This is a genomic window from Thermus brevis, assembly GCF_026427635.1.
Classification (GTDB): domain Bacteria; phylum Deinococcota; class Deinococci; order Deinococcales; family Thermaceae; genus Thermus; species Thermus antranikianii.
Map to the genome: position 1 here is coordinate 495,469 of NZ_CP102606.1, position 12,800 is coordinate 508,268.

The 12,800-nt window shown below is 66.0% G+C and carries 19 protein-coding genes; 11 read left to right on the plus strand and 8 right to left on the minus strand.

Annotated elements, in window-relative coordinates:
* Positions 1–1,050, minus strand: coding sequence for an NADH:flavin oxidoreductase/NADH oxidase (locus KQ693_RS02825; RefSeq protein ID WP_219758959.1), 1,050 nt, complete (start codon positions 1,048–1,050; stop codon positions 1–3).
* A 98-nt stretch (positions 1,051–1,148) separates the two neighbouring features.
* Here KQ693_RS02825 and KQ693_RS02830 point away from each other — a divergent pair, with 98 nt between their 5' ends.
* On the plus strand, positions 1,149–1,838 hold the full coding sequence (locus tag KQ693_RS02830; protein WP_267261868.1) for a hypothetical protein: 690 nt from the start codon (positions 1,149–1,151) through the stop codon (positions 1,836–1,838).
* A gap of 98 nt (positions 1,839–1,936) precedes the next feature.
* On the opposite strand, the gene KQ693_RS02835 is transcribed toward KQ693_RS02830, so the two are convergent.
* On the minus strand, positions 1,937–2,404 hold the full coding sequence (locus tag KQ693_RS02835) for an NUDIX hydrolase (RefSeq protein WP_015715940.1): 468 nt from the start codon (positions 2,402–2,404) through the stop codon (positions 1,937–1,939).
* The gene (gene prfA / locus KQ693_RS02840) at positions 2,404–3,468 is read right to left on the minus strand and encodes a peptide chain release factor 1 (protein WP_219758961.1); all 1,065 of its coding nucleotides are present in this window, start codon (positions 3,466–3,468) and stop codon (positions 2,404–2,406) included. The genes KQ693_RS02835 and prfA overlap by 1 nt, the downstream gene beginning before the upstream one ends.
* A 65-nt stretch (positions 3,469–3,533) precedes the next feature.
* On the opposite strand from prfA, the gene KQ693_RS02845 reads away from it, so the two are divergent.
* Positions 3,534–4,331, plus strand: a complete 798-nt coding sequence (locus KQ693_RS02845; protein ID WP_267261869.1) for a ZIP family metal transporter — start codon at positions 3,534–3,536, stop codon at positions 4,329–4,331.
* Positions 4,332–4,339: 8 nt separating this feature from the next.
* On the opposite strand, the gene KQ693_RS02850 is transcribed toward KQ693_RS02845, so the two are convergent.
* From KQ693_RS02850 to KQ693_RS02860, 3 genes are read right to left on the minus strand one after another with little or no spacing between them, the layout of a single operon-like run.
* Complete coding sequence (locus KQ693_RS02850; RefSeq protein ID WP_267261870.1) at positions 4,340–4,660, minus strand: dolichyl-phosphate-mannose-protein mannosyltransferase; 321 nt, start codon at positions 4,658–4,660, stop codon at positions 4,340–4,342.
* Between the two features lies 1 nt (position 4,661).
* Positions 4,662–5,252 (minus strand): SCO family protein, encoded by a 591-nt coding sequence (locus KQ693_RS02855; RefSeq protein ID WP_267261871.1) that lies wholly within the window; start codon positions 5,250–5,252, stop codon positions 4,662–4,664.
* Positions 5,249–5,662: a copper chaperone PCu(A)C gene (locus KQ693_RS02860; RefSeq protein ID WP_267261872.1), complete on the minus strand. Its 414-nt coding sequence runs from the start codon at positions 5,660–5,662 to the stop codon at positions 5,249–5,251. Before KQ693_RS02860 ends, KQ693_RS02855 begins: the two co-directional genes overlap by 4 nt.
* Positions 5,663–5,752: 90 nt before the next feature.
* On the opposite strand from KQ693_RS02860, the gene KQ693_RS02865 reads away from it, so the two are divergent.
* From KQ693_RS02865 to KQ693_RS02905, 9 genes are read left to right on the plus strand one after another with little or no spacing between them, the layout of a single operon-like run.
* Entirely contained in the window at positions 5,753–6,940 is a 1,188-nt protein-coding gene (locus KQ693_RS02865; RefSeq protein WP_267261873.1) for a NosD domain-containing protein, read from the plus strand.
* Positions 6,919–7,596 (plus strand): ABC transporter ATP-binding protein, encoded by a 678-nt coding sequence (locus tag KQ693_RS02870; RefSeq protein ID WP_323808507.1) that lies wholly within the window; start codon positions 6,919–6,921, stop codon positions 7,594–7,596. The genes KQ693_RS02865 and KQ693_RS02870 overlap by 22 nt, the downstream gene beginning before the upstream one ends.
* The gene (locus tag KQ693_RS02875; protein WP_267261874.1) at positions 7,580–8,275 is read left to right on the plus strand and encodes a nitrous oxide reductase accessory protein NosL; all 696 of its coding nucleotides are present in this window, start codon (positions 7,580–7,582) and stop codon (positions 8,273–8,275) included. The genes KQ693_RS02870 and KQ693_RS02875 overlap by 17 nt, the downstream gene beginning before the upstream one ends.
* Positions 8,276–8,327: 52 nt before the next feature.
* Positions 8,328–8,831 carry a nitrous oxide reductase accessory protein NosL gene (locus KQ693_RS02880; protein WP_267261875.1) on the plus strand — a complete coding sequence of 168 codons (504 nt, stop codon included), beginning with the start codon at positions 8,328–8,330 and terminating at the stop codon, positions 8,829–8,831.
* Positions 8,828–9,577 carry a hypothetical protein gene (locus KQ693_RS02885; protein ID WP_267261876.1) on the plus strand — a complete coding sequence of 250 codons (750 nt, stop codon included), beginning with the start codon at positions 8,828–8,830 and terminating at the stop codon, positions 9,575–9,577. The genes KQ693_RS02880 and KQ693_RS02885 overlap by 4 nt, the downstream gene beginning before the upstream one ends.
* An 8-nt stretch (positions 9,578–9,585) precedes the next feature.
* The gene (locus KQ693_RS02890) at positions 9,586–10,035 is read left to right on the plus strand and encodes a hypothetical protein (protein WP_267261877.1); all 450 of its coding nucleotides are present in this window, start codon (positions 9,586–9,588) and stop codon (positions 10,033–10,035) included.
* The gene (locus tag KQ693_RS02895) at positions 10,010–10,606 is read left to right on the plus strand and encodes a MazG family protein (RefSeq protein WP_219758963.1); all 597 of its coding nucleotides are present in this window, start codon (positions 10,010–10,012) and stop codon (positions 10,604–10,606) included. The genes KQ693_RS02890 and KQ693_RS02895 overlap by 26 nt, the downstream gene beginning before the upstream one ends.
* A 29-nt stretch (positions 10,607–10,635) precedes the next feature.
* Entirely contained in the window at positions 10,636–11,106 is a 471-nt protein-coding gene (locus tag KQ693_RS02900; protein WP_267261878.1) for an NUDIX hydrolase, read from the plus strand.
* Positions 11,069–11,572: a type 1 glutamine amidotransferase domain-containing protein gene (locus KQ693_RS02905; RefSeq protein WP_267261879.1), complete on the plus strand. Its 504-nt coding sequence runs from the start codon at positions 11,069–11,071 to the stop codon at positions 11,570–11,572. Before KQ693_RS02900 ends, KQ693_RS02905 begins: the two co-directional genes overlap by 38 nt.
* Here KQ693_RS02905 and argB read toward each other — a convergent pair.
* Both argB and KQ693_RS02915 read right to left on the minus strand, forming a co-directional pair.
* Positions 11,562–12,308 (minus strand): acetylglutamate kinase, encoded by a 747-nt coding sequence (gene argB, locus KQ693_RS02910; protein ID WP_267261880.1) that lies wholly within the window; start codon positions 12,306–12,308, stop codon positions 11,562–11,564. The genes KQ693_RS02905 and argB overlap by 11 nt on opposite strands.
* Positions 12,301–12,792 carry a hypothetical protein gene (locus KQ693_RS02915; protein ID WP_267261881.1) on the minus strand — a complete coding sequence of 164 codons (492 nt, stop codon included), beginning with the start codon at positions 12,790–12,792 and terminating at the stop codon, positions 12,301–12,303. Before KQ693_RS02915 ends, argB begins: the two co-directional genes overlap by 8 nt.
* Positions 12,793–12,800 lie beyond the last annotated feature (8 nt).

A 12,800-nucleotide genomic window follows, 5' to 3' on the forward strand; every position in this document is an offset into this window, starting at 1 on the left:
CTAAAACCCCCTTTGGTACTGGGGGGGCACCTCCGGGGCCACGCCCAAGGCCTTGGCGGCCCTTAAGGGGAAGTAGGGGTCCCTGAGGAGAACCCGGCCCAGAAGCACCAGATCGGCGCTCCCCGCCTGCAAAAGGGTTTCCGCCTGTTCGGGGGTGGTGATGAGGCCCACGGCTCCCGTTCGCAGGCCCACCCTCTTGCGCACGGCGTCAGCGAAGGGCACCTGAAAGCCCGGGGCCAAGGGGATCCGCACCCTGGGCACCACCCCGCCCGAAGAGCAGTCCAAAAGGTCTACCCCCAGCTCCTTAAGCCTCCGGGCGAAGGCCAGGGTGTCCTCGAGGCTCCATCCCCCTTCCCCCCAGTCCGTGGCGGAGACCCGCACGAAAAGGGGAAGCTCCCTGGGCACCACTTCCCGCACCGCCTGGGCTACCTGGAGGGGAAAGCGCATGCGGTTTTCCAGGCTTCCCCCGTAGGCGTCGGTGCGCTGGTTGGAAAGGGGGGAGAGGAAGGAGGAAAGGAGGTAGCCATGGGCCATGTGGAGCTCGATCACCTGAAAGCCTGCCCTAAGGGCCCGTCTGGCTCCTTCCACAAAGGCCTGGAGGATGCGCTCCATCCCCGCTTCGTCCAGGGGTTCGGGTACGGGGTAGCCCTCGTCAAAGGGAATGGGGCTTGGCCCCACCACCCGCCAGCCCAAGGGCTTCCCTCCTTCCCAGGGCCTAGCGGTTCCCGCCTTGCGCCCGGCGTGGGCCAGCTGGATCCCCGGCACCGCTCCTGCTTCCCGGATCCTCCGGGCTAGCTCCCTCAGGCCCGGAAGGTGATCCTCCGACCAGATGCCAAGGTCATAGGGGCTGATACGGCCCAAAGGTTCTACGGCGGTGGCCTCCACCAGGATGAGCCCCACGCCTCCGAGGGCCCGCGTGGGGTAGTGGAGGAGGTGCCAGTCGGTTACCTCTCCCTCCAAGGTGGCAGAGTACTGGCACATGGGGGACATGGCCAGGCGGTTTTTCAGCCGAAGGCCGCCGAGTTCCAAGGGGGTGAAGAGCAACGCCATATCCCCTTACATTATGGAGTGCCCTTGAAGGAAAGCGAGGTGGCTAGTCCCGTAGGGGCTGGGTTTCTCCGTACTGTTTTTTGGGATAGACTGGTCTTATGAACCCCGGCTTCGGTCAGGGGCAAGGCTCCGATCTGGCGGCTGCCTTCCGCTACGTGGAAAGCCTCCTATTCGGGGATATGGAGCGCCCCGGCCTCACCCTCTACGACCTGGAGCGCTTGGTGGGCTACCCCGCCAAGGGGGAGGGTCCTTTGGCCTATACCCTGCCCCGCAGCAAGGGCCTTTCCGGGGTGCAGGCGGTGCGTCTGTACTACTATCCCAAGGATCCCGTCCTTCAGCTCATCGTGGAGATTGAGGATCTGGAAGGGAGAAAACACCTTCGCCACTTTCGCTGGAACGGGTTTTCCTGGGAAACCCCCGAGGGGGGACAGGGGGAGCTGAAACCTACCCGGGAGGACCCAGCCTCCGTTCAAGTGGGTGAGGATTTCTTCTTGGGCTTTCCCCGGGAGGAGGCCCTGGAGCTGGAGGAGGCGGTGCGCAAGGGGGAGGCCCCGGGGGTCAAGTACCTCCTGTGCCCCCGGTGCCACACCCGGGTCTTCTACGCTCCCTCGGTCCGCCCCGCGGGCCTCGTCTGCCCCCGGTGCGGCAACCCCACCCTCCTCTTCAAGACCCTTTCCGCGCCGGAGGGAGCCAAGGACCCCCTCGAGGCCCTGGCGGAGGAGCAGCGGGCCTTGAGGAAGGCCATAGAGGAGCTCACCGCCTACCTGAAGCGGAAACTGGGTCCTTAATCCTGGGTTATACCCCTTCCCGCTCCATCGTGGCCCAGATGGCCTAGGTGAGGGATTCACCTGGGCCCCTGCCCTGACGAAGCCAGGGTGGGGTGGCGTTAGACCCGTGTTCCCGGCTGGCTCCAGCCGGTGTAGGCGTAAAACCGGCCCCGCTCCCCCCCAAGGTAGTCCAGCAGGGGTTCCAGGAGGGGGCGGTGGCCGGAAAGTTTGACCGCCACCTCCTCTGGGGTGAAGAAGCGGGCTTCCACGATGTGGCCGTCGGGGTCCCTGGGGTTCAAAAGCCCCTCGTAGCTGGCCCTGAAGGCCATGGCCAGGGTGCGCTCGTTCTTGCGGCGGTCCTCCACCTGGATAGCGTAGGCCAGGTGCTCAATGGCCTTCACCTTCAGGCCGGTTTCCTCCCGCACCTCCCGCACCAGGGCTTCCAGAACGGTTTCCCCGGGTTCCACGGTGCCCCCAGGAAGGGTGTAGCGCACCATGCCCCGCCTGCCCCAGTCGTTCCCCACCAGGAGGACCCGGCCCTGGCGGTCCAACAGGATGGCCGCCACCACCAGGATCTCGCGGCGCATCACGCTTCCGTCAAGGCCTCCAGCTGCCGTTCCTGGTCGGCCCGTTTGAGGGCTTCCAGGAGGGGCTGGAGGTGCCCCGAGAGGATGCCCTCGAGGTCATGGGTGGTAAAGCCGATGCGGTGGTCCGTGACCCGGGACTGGGGGAAGTTGTAGGTGCGGATCTTCTCGGAGCGCTCCCCGGTGCCGATCTGGGCCAGGCGGGTCTTTCGGAGCTTCTCCGCCTCCTCCGCTCGCTTCATCTCCAGAAGGCGGCTTCTCAGGATCATCAGGGCCCTTTCCCGGTTCTTGATCTGGCTGCGGGAGTCCTGGCAGGTGACCATGATGCCCGTGGGCAGGTGCACCACCCGCACCGCGCTGTCCGTGGTGTTCACCCCCTGGCCCCCAGGCCCCGAGGCCCGCATCACGTCGATGCGGATCTCGTCCATGTTGAGCTGGAAGTCGGACTCCTCCGCCTTGGGCAGCACCGCCACCGTGGCCGTGGAGGTGTGGATCCGCCCCTGGGTTTCCGTGGCCGGTACCCGCTGCACCCGGTGGACCCCGCTTTCGTACTTGAAGGTGCCGTAGGCCCCGGGCCCCCGCACCTCGAAGACCACCTTGGAGAAGCCTCCCAGGTCCGTGGGGTGGGAGTCCAGGATCTCGGTCTCAAACCCCATCTCCTCGGCGAAGCGCAGGTACATCTCCAGGAGGTCCCGGGCGAAAAGGGCGGCCTCCTCGCCCCCGGTGCCGGCGCGGATTTCCACGATGGCGTCCCTCTCGTCCATGGGGTCCTTGGGCAGGAGGTGGCGTTCCAAGGCCTTTTCCAGCTCCGCCCTCCGGGAAAGGAGGGCTTCCTTTTCCGCCCTGGCCACTTCCTTGAGCTCGGGGTCTTCCAGGAGGCCCTCCACGCCTTCCAGGTCCTCGAGGACCTTCCGGTACTCCCGGATGAGGGCGATCACCTCCCCCATCTCCGCATAGCGCCGGGAGAGGGCCTGGTAGCGCTTCTGGTCCTTTAGGACCTCGGGATCGGCAAGGAGCGCTTCCAGCTCCCGGTATTCCTCTTCTAGGCGCGCAAGCTTATCCAGCATACCTTACCTCAGGATACTCCAACCCGGGCTTGCCTTTGGGTTTAGGTATACCTAAACTGGGGGGCATGGAAACCCCGGTTTTCCTCTACGCCCTCTTAGGGGGGCTCTTCACCTGGGGGCTTACCGCGGTGGGGGCGGCCAGCGTGTTCCTGGCGCAAGAGCCCAGCCGCAAGCTCCTGGATGGGATGCTGGGCTTTGCCGCAGGGGTCATGCTGGCGGCCAGCGTCTTCTCCCTCCTCCTTCCCGGCATGGAGATGGCCGCATCCCAGGGCATGGTTCCCTGGGTGCCCGCCGTGGTGGGCTTTCTCCTGGGAGGAGCCCTTTTGCGTCTGATGGACCGGTTTCTTCCCCATGTTCACCTGGTTCCAGGAGCCCAGGAGGAAGGGATCCGCACCCTGTGGCGGCGCACCACCTTGCTGATCCTGGCCATCACCCTCCACAACTTCCCCGAGGGCCTGGCGGTGGGGGTAGCCTTTGGAGCCGCAGGTCTTGACCCCACGGGGACGGCCACCCTGGGCGGGGCCATCGCCCTGGCGGTGGGCATTGGCCTGCAAAACATGCCCGAGGGCCTGGCGGTGGCCTGGCCTCTAAGGCGGGCGGGCATCGGGGCGGGGAAGGCTTGGTTTTACGGGCAGCTTTCCGCCATCGTGGAGCCCTTAGGAGCCCTTCTGGGAGTCCTTTTGGTCACGCAGATGCTCTACCTGTTGCCCTACCTCATGGCCCTGGCGGCAGGGGCCATGGTCTTCGTGATCGTGGAAGAGGTCATCCCGGAAAGCCAGGCGGAGGGCAACGGGGATATCTCCACCTTCGGGGTGATGACGGGCTTTGCCCTCATGATGGCCCTGGATGTGGCCCTGGGCTGATTCCTTCCTTAGGCTTGGGAATCCCTCTTGCCCAGGCGTTCCTTGAGGAGGCGGGCGGCTTCCTCCGCCTTGGCCTTGGCGGCTTCGGCGGCCTGGGCCGCTTTTTCCGAAAGCTCTTTCAGCTTGTCGGGGACGCCGTCCTTGTCCTGGTCCAGCTCCGCCAGGCGGGCCTTGGCCTCCTGAAGAGCCTTTTCCACCAGGTCGGGCTTGCCGTCCTTATCCTGGTCCAGCTTCTCCTTCAGCTCCTGAAGGCGCTTTTCCACCTCTGCGGTGGCGGAACGGCTCTTCCCGGAAACCCTTTGCAACAAATCCCTGAGGAAATCCTCCATATTACAACAGGGCCCGGAGGTCCCCCACGACTTTCTCCGTTTCCTCCACCTTGTCCGGGCTGAAGAGGAGGACCAGGTTGCCCTCCTTCACCGCAAAGGTGGTGGCGGTGTGGTCCACCAGGTACTCCCCCGGGCCCCGGTACTGGGTCTTCTGGTAGTAGACCCCGAAGGTCCGAGCCACCTCCTGGATGGTTTCCGGGCTTCCCGTGAGGCCCAGGAAGCTGGGGTGGAAGCCCTTGGCGTACTGGTCGGAGATCTGTGGGGTATCCCGCTCGGGGTCCACGCTGATGAAGATCACCTGCACCCTTTCCTGCTCCTTGGGGGAGAGCTTCTCGTAGGCCCGCTTCAGGGCCAGCATGGTGGTGGGGCAGACGTCGGGGCAGTGGACGTAGCCGAAGAAGATGAGGACCAGCTTGTCCTTAAGCTGGGAAAGCTGGACCGGGCCCTGGGGCCCCTCGAGGGTGAAGTCCACGGGCTTGGGATTCAGAAGCCGGGTGCCGTAGAAGGCGTGGGAGCCCTTGGGCAGGAGGAGGTAGGCCACCCCCACCAGGGCGAGGACCAGGAGTACGGGCAAGAGGAGTTTCCCTTTCATCGCATCTCCACCGGCAGGATCACCTTGAGCCTGCTGCCGTCTTGGAACCTCAGGACCAAAGCCACCTTCTCCCCTGCTTTCAGGGGGCGCTTAAGCCCTTCCAGCATGAGGTGGTACTTACCCGGGCGGAACTCCACCCGGCCTCCCGGGGGAATGTCCAGGTAGGGAAGGGGGCGCATGCCCAGGACCACCTGGCCTCCTTGGTGTTCCCTATGGTCCTGGTGGAAGGAAACCCGCTCGGCCACATCCGTTTCGGCTCCCACCAGGCGCAAGGGAAGCCTGCCCCGGTTTTCCAGGGTCAGGTAGGCGGCGGTATCCTTCACCACCGGGGGCACCAGGCGGACCCAGCCCGGGGTGGCCACAGCCTGGGCCAAGGCCACGCTACCCAGCAACAGGAAAAGCCACCTCACCCCTCCAGGCTACCAGGAGGGGAAGGACATATGTACTCCCCAAGGGTGAGGAGTACAGATGTCCCGCCCTTCCCTTCTACCCTAGGGGCGATGCGGCCCGTTCTTATCCTGGGCTTCCTGGCCCTTCCAGGGTTGGCTGCTCCGGTGCTTCGCCTGGAAGGGGAGGTAAGGGGTCCATTGGTGCTTTCCACCCCGAACCTGGTGGTGGAGGGGCAGGGGGCAGTCCTGCGAGGGAACAAGGGGCATACCCTGAGCCTCCTCGCCCCAGGGATCAAGGTGCGGGGGCTAAGGGTGGTGGGGGCGGGGCCCGAGGGGGATTTCTTTGAGCCGGACGCCGCCTTTTACCTCTCGGGGTGCGAGGGATGCCTGCTGGAGGATGTGAGGGTGGAGGAGGCCCCTGCTGCAGTGCGGGTGGAGGATTCCCCGGGGGCCACCATCCGGGGGCTTAAGGCCCGGGGCCTCGAGGGTTCCCCGGGGGTTTTGGTCTACTCCAGCCCCAGGGCCCGGGTGGAGGGAAGCCATCTCCAGGGCTTCATGGATGGGATCTACGTGGAGTACAGCCCGGGGATGAGGATTAGGGGCAATCTTCTGGAGAGGAACGGCCGCTATGGTTTCCACGTGATGTTCTCCTGGCAGGTGGGCATAGAGGGCAACCTATCCCGGAATAACGGCGTGGGCAATGCGGTGATGCATGGGGCGCAGAACCTGGTGCGGGAAAACCGGCTTTACGGGCACAAAAGCCCGGTGGGCTACGGGCTTCTGGTCCAGGACGAGCGGGAAACGGAGGTTCGGGAAAACCTCTTTGCGGAAAACACCCTGGGCCTGGTCCTCATGGACGCCCAGGGGGTGAGGGTGGGGGGCAACGGCTTCCGGGAAAACGGTACTGCCTTGCGCATCACCCGGGAGCGGGGAGGGAACTCGGCTTGGGTAGAGAAAAACGCCTTCCAGGGAAACCTCTACGACCTTGCGGTGGACGATCCCGAGGCCAAGGCCCGGGTGGTGGGGAACCTGTACGACCGGGCTTCTGGCCTTCCTGTTCCCCACCTGCCCACCGGGAGCTTCGCCCTTCTCCTGGCCCGGCAGCCGGAGCTTTCCCTTTTCGCCCTCTCCCCGGGGATTGTCCTTTGGGAGGCAGCGGAGGTCCAGGTGCCGGGCCTGAGGCTCGTGGCCTTGGCCGATGCCCGGGCGGCTTCCTTGCCCAAGGCGGTGGTTTTCCAGGGCCTCTGGATCATCCTCGGCCTTCTTGGAGGTGTGTTGTGGTGGTGGCGGAGAACCTGAGCAAGAAGGGAAGGCTTAGGGGAGTTACCCTGCAGGTGGCCGGGGGTGTGGTGGGGCTCTTGGGCCCCAACGGGGCGGGGAAGAGCACCCTTTTGGCCCTTTTGGCGGGGCGGCTCAAGCCGGATGGAGGCAAGGCGGCGCTTTTCTCCCATGCCCCCCGGGATCCCAGGGCCCTTCCCCTAAGGGCCTACCTGCCCCAGACCCCCAGGCTATTCCCCCATCTCAGGGCCCTCGAGGTCCTGGAGGGAGCGAGGCGGGTGAGGGGGCTGGGCCGGGAGGCCCTCGAGGAAGCCCTGGAGCGCATGGGGCTGGAGGGGTTCCTGGGGAAACGGGTGGGAGAGCTTTCCGGGGGGCAGCGCCAGCGCCTGGCCCTGGCGGCAAGCCTCATGGGCGACCCTCCCATCTGGCTTCTGGATGAGCCTACCGCCGCCTTGGACCCCAGGGGACGGGAGCGGTTTTGGGCCTGGGTGGAGGGGAAGAAGGAGGGCGTGGTCCTGGTGGCTCTCCACCACGTGGAGGAAGCCCAGCGGGCGGACCGGCTTTTGCTCTTGAAGGGGGGAAGCATCCTGGAGGATGGCTCCCCAAGAGGGGTTTTGGGCCCAAGGGGGGAGCGTCTTTCCTGGCTGATGGAGGTGCTGTATGAGGAACCGGCGTGAGGTGCTGAAGGCTTTGGGTGGACTGGTGGTGGCGGGGTCGGCCCTTGCCCAGCCCATGGGGCATGGCATGGAGGCCCCGGCTCCTGCTTTGGGGATGCGGGTTTCCCCTAAGCCCATTCCCTGGGACGAGGGGGCCTGTGCCTTCTGTGGCATGCCCATCAAGACCCCGGAAGGGCAGTGGCGGGGCCGCACCTTCCCCAAGGGCTTCTTTGAGCAGACCTATAGCCAGATCGCCTTTTACAGGCCTACGCCCGCTCCCCATAATCCCAAGCAAGCGGTGGAGGCCCTGCACTTTGAGAGCATCGCCTGCATGGTGAACTACGCCTGGGTGCATGGGCTTAAGGATGGGGAGGGGGCTACTTTCTACGTCACCGACCGGGGAGCCTACGACCCGGGGAGGCCCCAGGAGTCGGTGCGCCTCGTCCCCGCCCGCCAGGCCACCTACTACTGGGGGGAGAGGATGATGGTGGTTATGAACGCCAGGCTCCTGGCCTTCGCCAGCGCCAGGGCAGCCCAGGAGTTCGCCGAGAGGAACCGGGCCCAGCACGGTCGCCAGCGCTTCTACAGCTTCCAGACCCTTTGGGACCTGGCTCCCTTGCCGGAGATGAACCTGGTGGCCCTTCTGGCCCAGCATGCAGGGCTTTTGGGTGGAGAGGGCGAGGGGAGCCATGGCCATTAGCCTGGTGGGGGCTTGGAGGGTTCCTCGAGGGCGTAGACTGGCTTGAGGACCTATGCATCGGCGGATCTTTATCCTTTCCCTGCCCTTCCTTCTCCAGGCCCTGGCGGCTCCCCGGGCCCTGAGGGTAGGGGTGGAGGCCTGTCCCTACTGCTTCATGACCATTCTGGACGCCCGGCATGCGGCCCAGGCAGTGAATCCCCAGGGGAAGGCCTTCTTCTACGATGACCCGGCTTGCCTTCTGGATCAGCTTAACGGCTGGGGCGGACCTAGCCTTACGGCCAAGGAGGTGTACCTGGCGGATTTTGCGGCCAGCACCCGCACGGCCCCCAGGTGGATCCCGGCGGAAGGGGCGGTGCTCTACCACCATCCCAGGATCCGCACCCCCATGGGCTCGGGGCTTCTGGCTTTCGCCAGCCGGGAGGCTTTGGAGGGGCACCTTAAGGAGCGGCCCGAGCGGGGGGGTGGACGGATCCTCACCTGGGCCCAGGCGCTTAAGGAAGGGGCGAAGCGCCCCTGGGTGCCCGCCGACATCCTTTCCCCTTCCAAGGCTCCATGAGCCCCCTTTTCTTCAGGGAGATCACCCGCAACCCCTGGACCTTCGGCCTGTTCCTCCTTCCCTTCCTCCTGGCCCTGGGCTTCCTGGGCCGGGGAGAGGGGGTGGGGCTGGTGGGGCTTTACTCGGGGCTTCTCCTTCTCCTTCCCCCCTTGGTCCTGGCCCTGGCGGTGCCCCTTTTGGCCTCGAGGGAGGAGTGGGCCTTCCTCCTCGGGCTTCCCGTGGGGGCCTTCCGGGGCTTCGGCCAGGGGGTCCTGGGGATCTTCCTGGGGCTAGGGCTTCCCCTCATGCCCGGCCTTCTCCTGGGGGCGGGGTTCTTGGGGCTTTCCGGGAAGGCCGCCTTATGGCTTTTGCTTTCCGGCCTTGGCCTCCTGGCCTTCTGGGTGGGCCTTGCCGCCCTGCTTTCCGCCTTGACCCTGGAGGAAAAGCGGGCCCTGGGCCTGGGGTTTGGCCTTTTCGGCCTCTTGAACATCCTTTATGGACCCCTGGTGGTGGCCCTGGCGGTGCGCCTTAAGGACTATCCCCTGGAGGGCCTCCTCGCCCTGGCCCTGCTTCTCAACCCCCAGGAGATCCATCGGGTGGGGCTTCTGGCCAGCTTGAAGGCCCCGGTGCTCACCGGGCCCATGGGGTACCTGGTGGTGGAGCGGCTTGGGGAGGTGGGGCCTTGGCTGGGCTTCTTTTACCTGGCCTTCTCGGGGCTTGCCCTGGCCCTGCTGGGCTCCCTGGTCTTTGCCCGTCGGGACCGGTAGCATAGGGCATGCGCCTCCGTATGGCGGCCTTTTTGCTCATCCTTCCCTTTTTCCTCCAGCTTCTTGGCTTCGGGAAGACCCCCTTGGGCGGGGGGCTATGCGGGGAGCTTTTCCTGGTGCAAAACCCCGCCCTGGCCTTCCAGACCCCGGGGTTCTGGTACGCCCTTCTCTTCATGGGCCTGTTGGCCCTCGAGCTGGGCTACGGCCTCTCCCTGCTCCTCCTGCCCCTTCTGGAGGTATCCATAGGCCCGGGCTGGCGGCGCCTGGGGCGGTACCTGGTGGGAGTGATGGTGGGGCTTTTCCTCCTCACCCGCACCACGGGTCTACCCGCCCCGGGGCCCGGGGGGTGGGTGCTGGAGCGGGCCCCGGTGGACCCCCTTTCCCTGCTCTTGGTGGGCCTTTCCCTGGCAGGGGGCTTCCTCTTGAGGGAGAATGGGGGGCATGGAGCGGCTTCTTGAGGTGATGCGCCGCCTCAGGGGCCCTGGGGGCTGCCCCTGGGACCGGGCCCAGACCCATGAAAGCCTCATCCCGTACCTTTTGGAGGAGGCCAGCGAGGCGGCGGATGCCCTTTTGAAGGGGGATTCCCAGGAGATGGCGGAGGAGCTTGGGGATGTGCTTTTGCAGGTGGCCTTTCACAGCGTCATCGCCGAGGAGGAGGGACGGTTCTCCTACGAGGACGTGGAAAGAAGCATCGTGGAAAAGCTCATCCGCCGCCACCCCCATGTGTTCGGGGAGGGCACGGCCAAGACCCCGGAGGAGGTGAAGGCCCGCTGGGAGGAGCTGAAGGCGGAGGAGGGGAAAAAGGAGGAGCCCTGTGGGCTACCCAAGCACCTTCCCACCCTGCTTCGGGCCTACGAACTCCAGCGAAAGGGCGTGGATCCGGGAAGCGAGGAGGGCCTGAGGGCGGCCCTGGAGAAAGGGGACCTCGAGGAGGCGCTTTGGAACCTGGTGGGGCTTTTCGCCAAGAGGGGCCTGGACCCCGAGACCGCCTTAAGAAGGCGCTCCCAGAGAGCCTGCCAGGAGGACTAGCCCTCCCCGAGGGCTTTCGCCTGGCGGCGGTGGCCGTGCCCCTTCTTGGGGAAAGCCTCCTTTTCACCCTAAGGAGCCCCCACCTCCCTACCCACGCCGGGCAGATCAGCTTCCCGGGAGGGGTGGTGGAGCCAGGGGAAACCCCCTTGGAGGCAGCCCTGCGGGAGGCCGCGGAGGAGGTGGGTCTTTTGGGGGTGGAGCCCCTGGGGTACCTTGCCCCGGTGCTTTCCCCCCAGGGTTTCCTGGTCCAGCCGGTGGTGGTCTTCCGGGAGGATCTTCCTCCCCTAAGGCCCAATCCCCTCGAGGTGGCCGAGGTCTTCCTGGCCCCTTTAGGGGAGCTTCTCCAGGTGAATCCCTGGAGCGAGGTGCGCCATGGCCGCACCGTCTGGCACTTTCCCTGGCGGGGGGTGGACATCTGGGGGGTGACGGGGAATATCCTTAAGGAGTTCCTGGAGGTGTGGCGTGAGGCGAGTGGGGATTCTTCTGGCGGACCTTTTTGACGAGCGGGAGTTCCTGTACCCCTATTACCGGGTGCAGGAGGTAGGGTATATCCCGGTGGTCATCGGTCCTGAGGCCCGGGAGTACAGGGCCAAGTCCGGTTTTTCCTGGAAGGCGGAGGTAAGCGCCCGGGAGGCGCCGGAGCTGGCGGGCCTCCTCATTCCCGGAGGCTTCGCCCCCGATTACCTGAGAAGAAGCCCTGAGGTGCTGGCCCTGGTGCGCCGGGTGGCGGAGGAGGGAAGGCCCCTCGGGGCCATCTGCCATGCGGGCTGGGTTCTCATCAGCGCCGGGCTGGTGCGGGGCAGGCGGGTCACGGGGTTTTCCTCCATCCGGGACGACCTGGAGAACGCCGGGGGGCTTTACCAGGAAACTGGGGTGGTGGTGGATGGAAACCTGGTCACCGCCCAGGGGCCCAAGGACCTGCCCGGGTTCGTCCTGGCCTTTTTGGAGCTTCTGGCTAAAGGGTGAACCGGGTTCCCCTCTCCCCCTGCAAGACCCCGGCCACTACGCCCCTTTCCCCCTGGGCGATGGCGGCCCAGGGGGCGCCTGCCCTAAGGGCGCTTAAAGCAGCTTCCACCTTGGGGATCATGCCCCCCTGGAGGATCCCCTGGGCCTTCAGGTCGTCCACTTCCTTCGGCGTGAGGTGGGGGAAGCGGGTGGTGGGATCCTTGGGATCCCTTAAGACCCCGGGCACATCCGTGAGGAAGAGGGCGGGCCACCCCAAGGCCCCGGCCACCGCCCCGGCGGCGGTGTCGGCGTTCACGTTCAAGGGGCCTTCCTCGTCCAGGGCGATGGGGGCGAGGAGGGGCGTGTAGCCCTTTTCCAGGAGGTCCAGGAGCAAGCCCACTTCTACCCCCACCACTTCCCCCACCCGGCCCAGGTGGGGGAGGGCCTTCCCCCTTAGGCACAGGGCATCCCGACCGGAAAGGGAAAGGGTCCTTCTCCCTCTTCGGGAAAGTCCCTCCGCCAGGCGCTTCCCCGTGAGGCAGAGGCTCATCTCCACCACCTCCATGTGCTCAGGAGGCGTTACCCGCAGGCCTCCCTCAAAGCGGCTTTCCAGACCCAGGCGGGTAAGCCAGGCCCCGATCTCCGGCCCACCCCCGTGCACCAGAACCAGGGGGCCGGGGTAGCTGGCGAGCTCGTCCAGCAGGGTTTCGGCACCCCTTAGGCTTCCCCCCACCTTCACCAGCAAGGGTTCACTCAAGGTAGATCACCTCCTCGGGCAGGTCCCCTTCCTCCTCGGCCTCCAGGAGGTCCAAAAAGCCCAAGGCGGCGTGGTCGGGGTGGAGGCCGAAATGGGCCGCCAGGGCCTGGACTGCGTTTACGGGGGGCATGCGGCTGGCCTTCTCGAGCAGGGGTTTCAGCTCCGAAGGGGCCATAAGCCTTTCCCCTAGCTCCGTTCCCTGGGCCAGCTCCGCCTGGACTTTTCCCCCCTCAGCCAGAAGAAAAAGAAGCTCCTCCTCGGCCAGGACCAGGAAGGCCAGGGCCTTCCCCAGTTGGGAAAGCTCCTCCAGGAAGGCCCGTATGGCCTCGGGGTCCTCCTGGGCCTCGAGGGCCTCGTGGTAGAGGCTCACCCAGGGAGGATCCGGAACCAGGTAGACCCCGGCCCCCAGGGTCTTGCCCTGAGCCCAGGCCAGCACCCTTTCCAGGGGGGCCTCCACGTGGAGGGAGAGAAAGCTCCGCACCAAGCCCTATA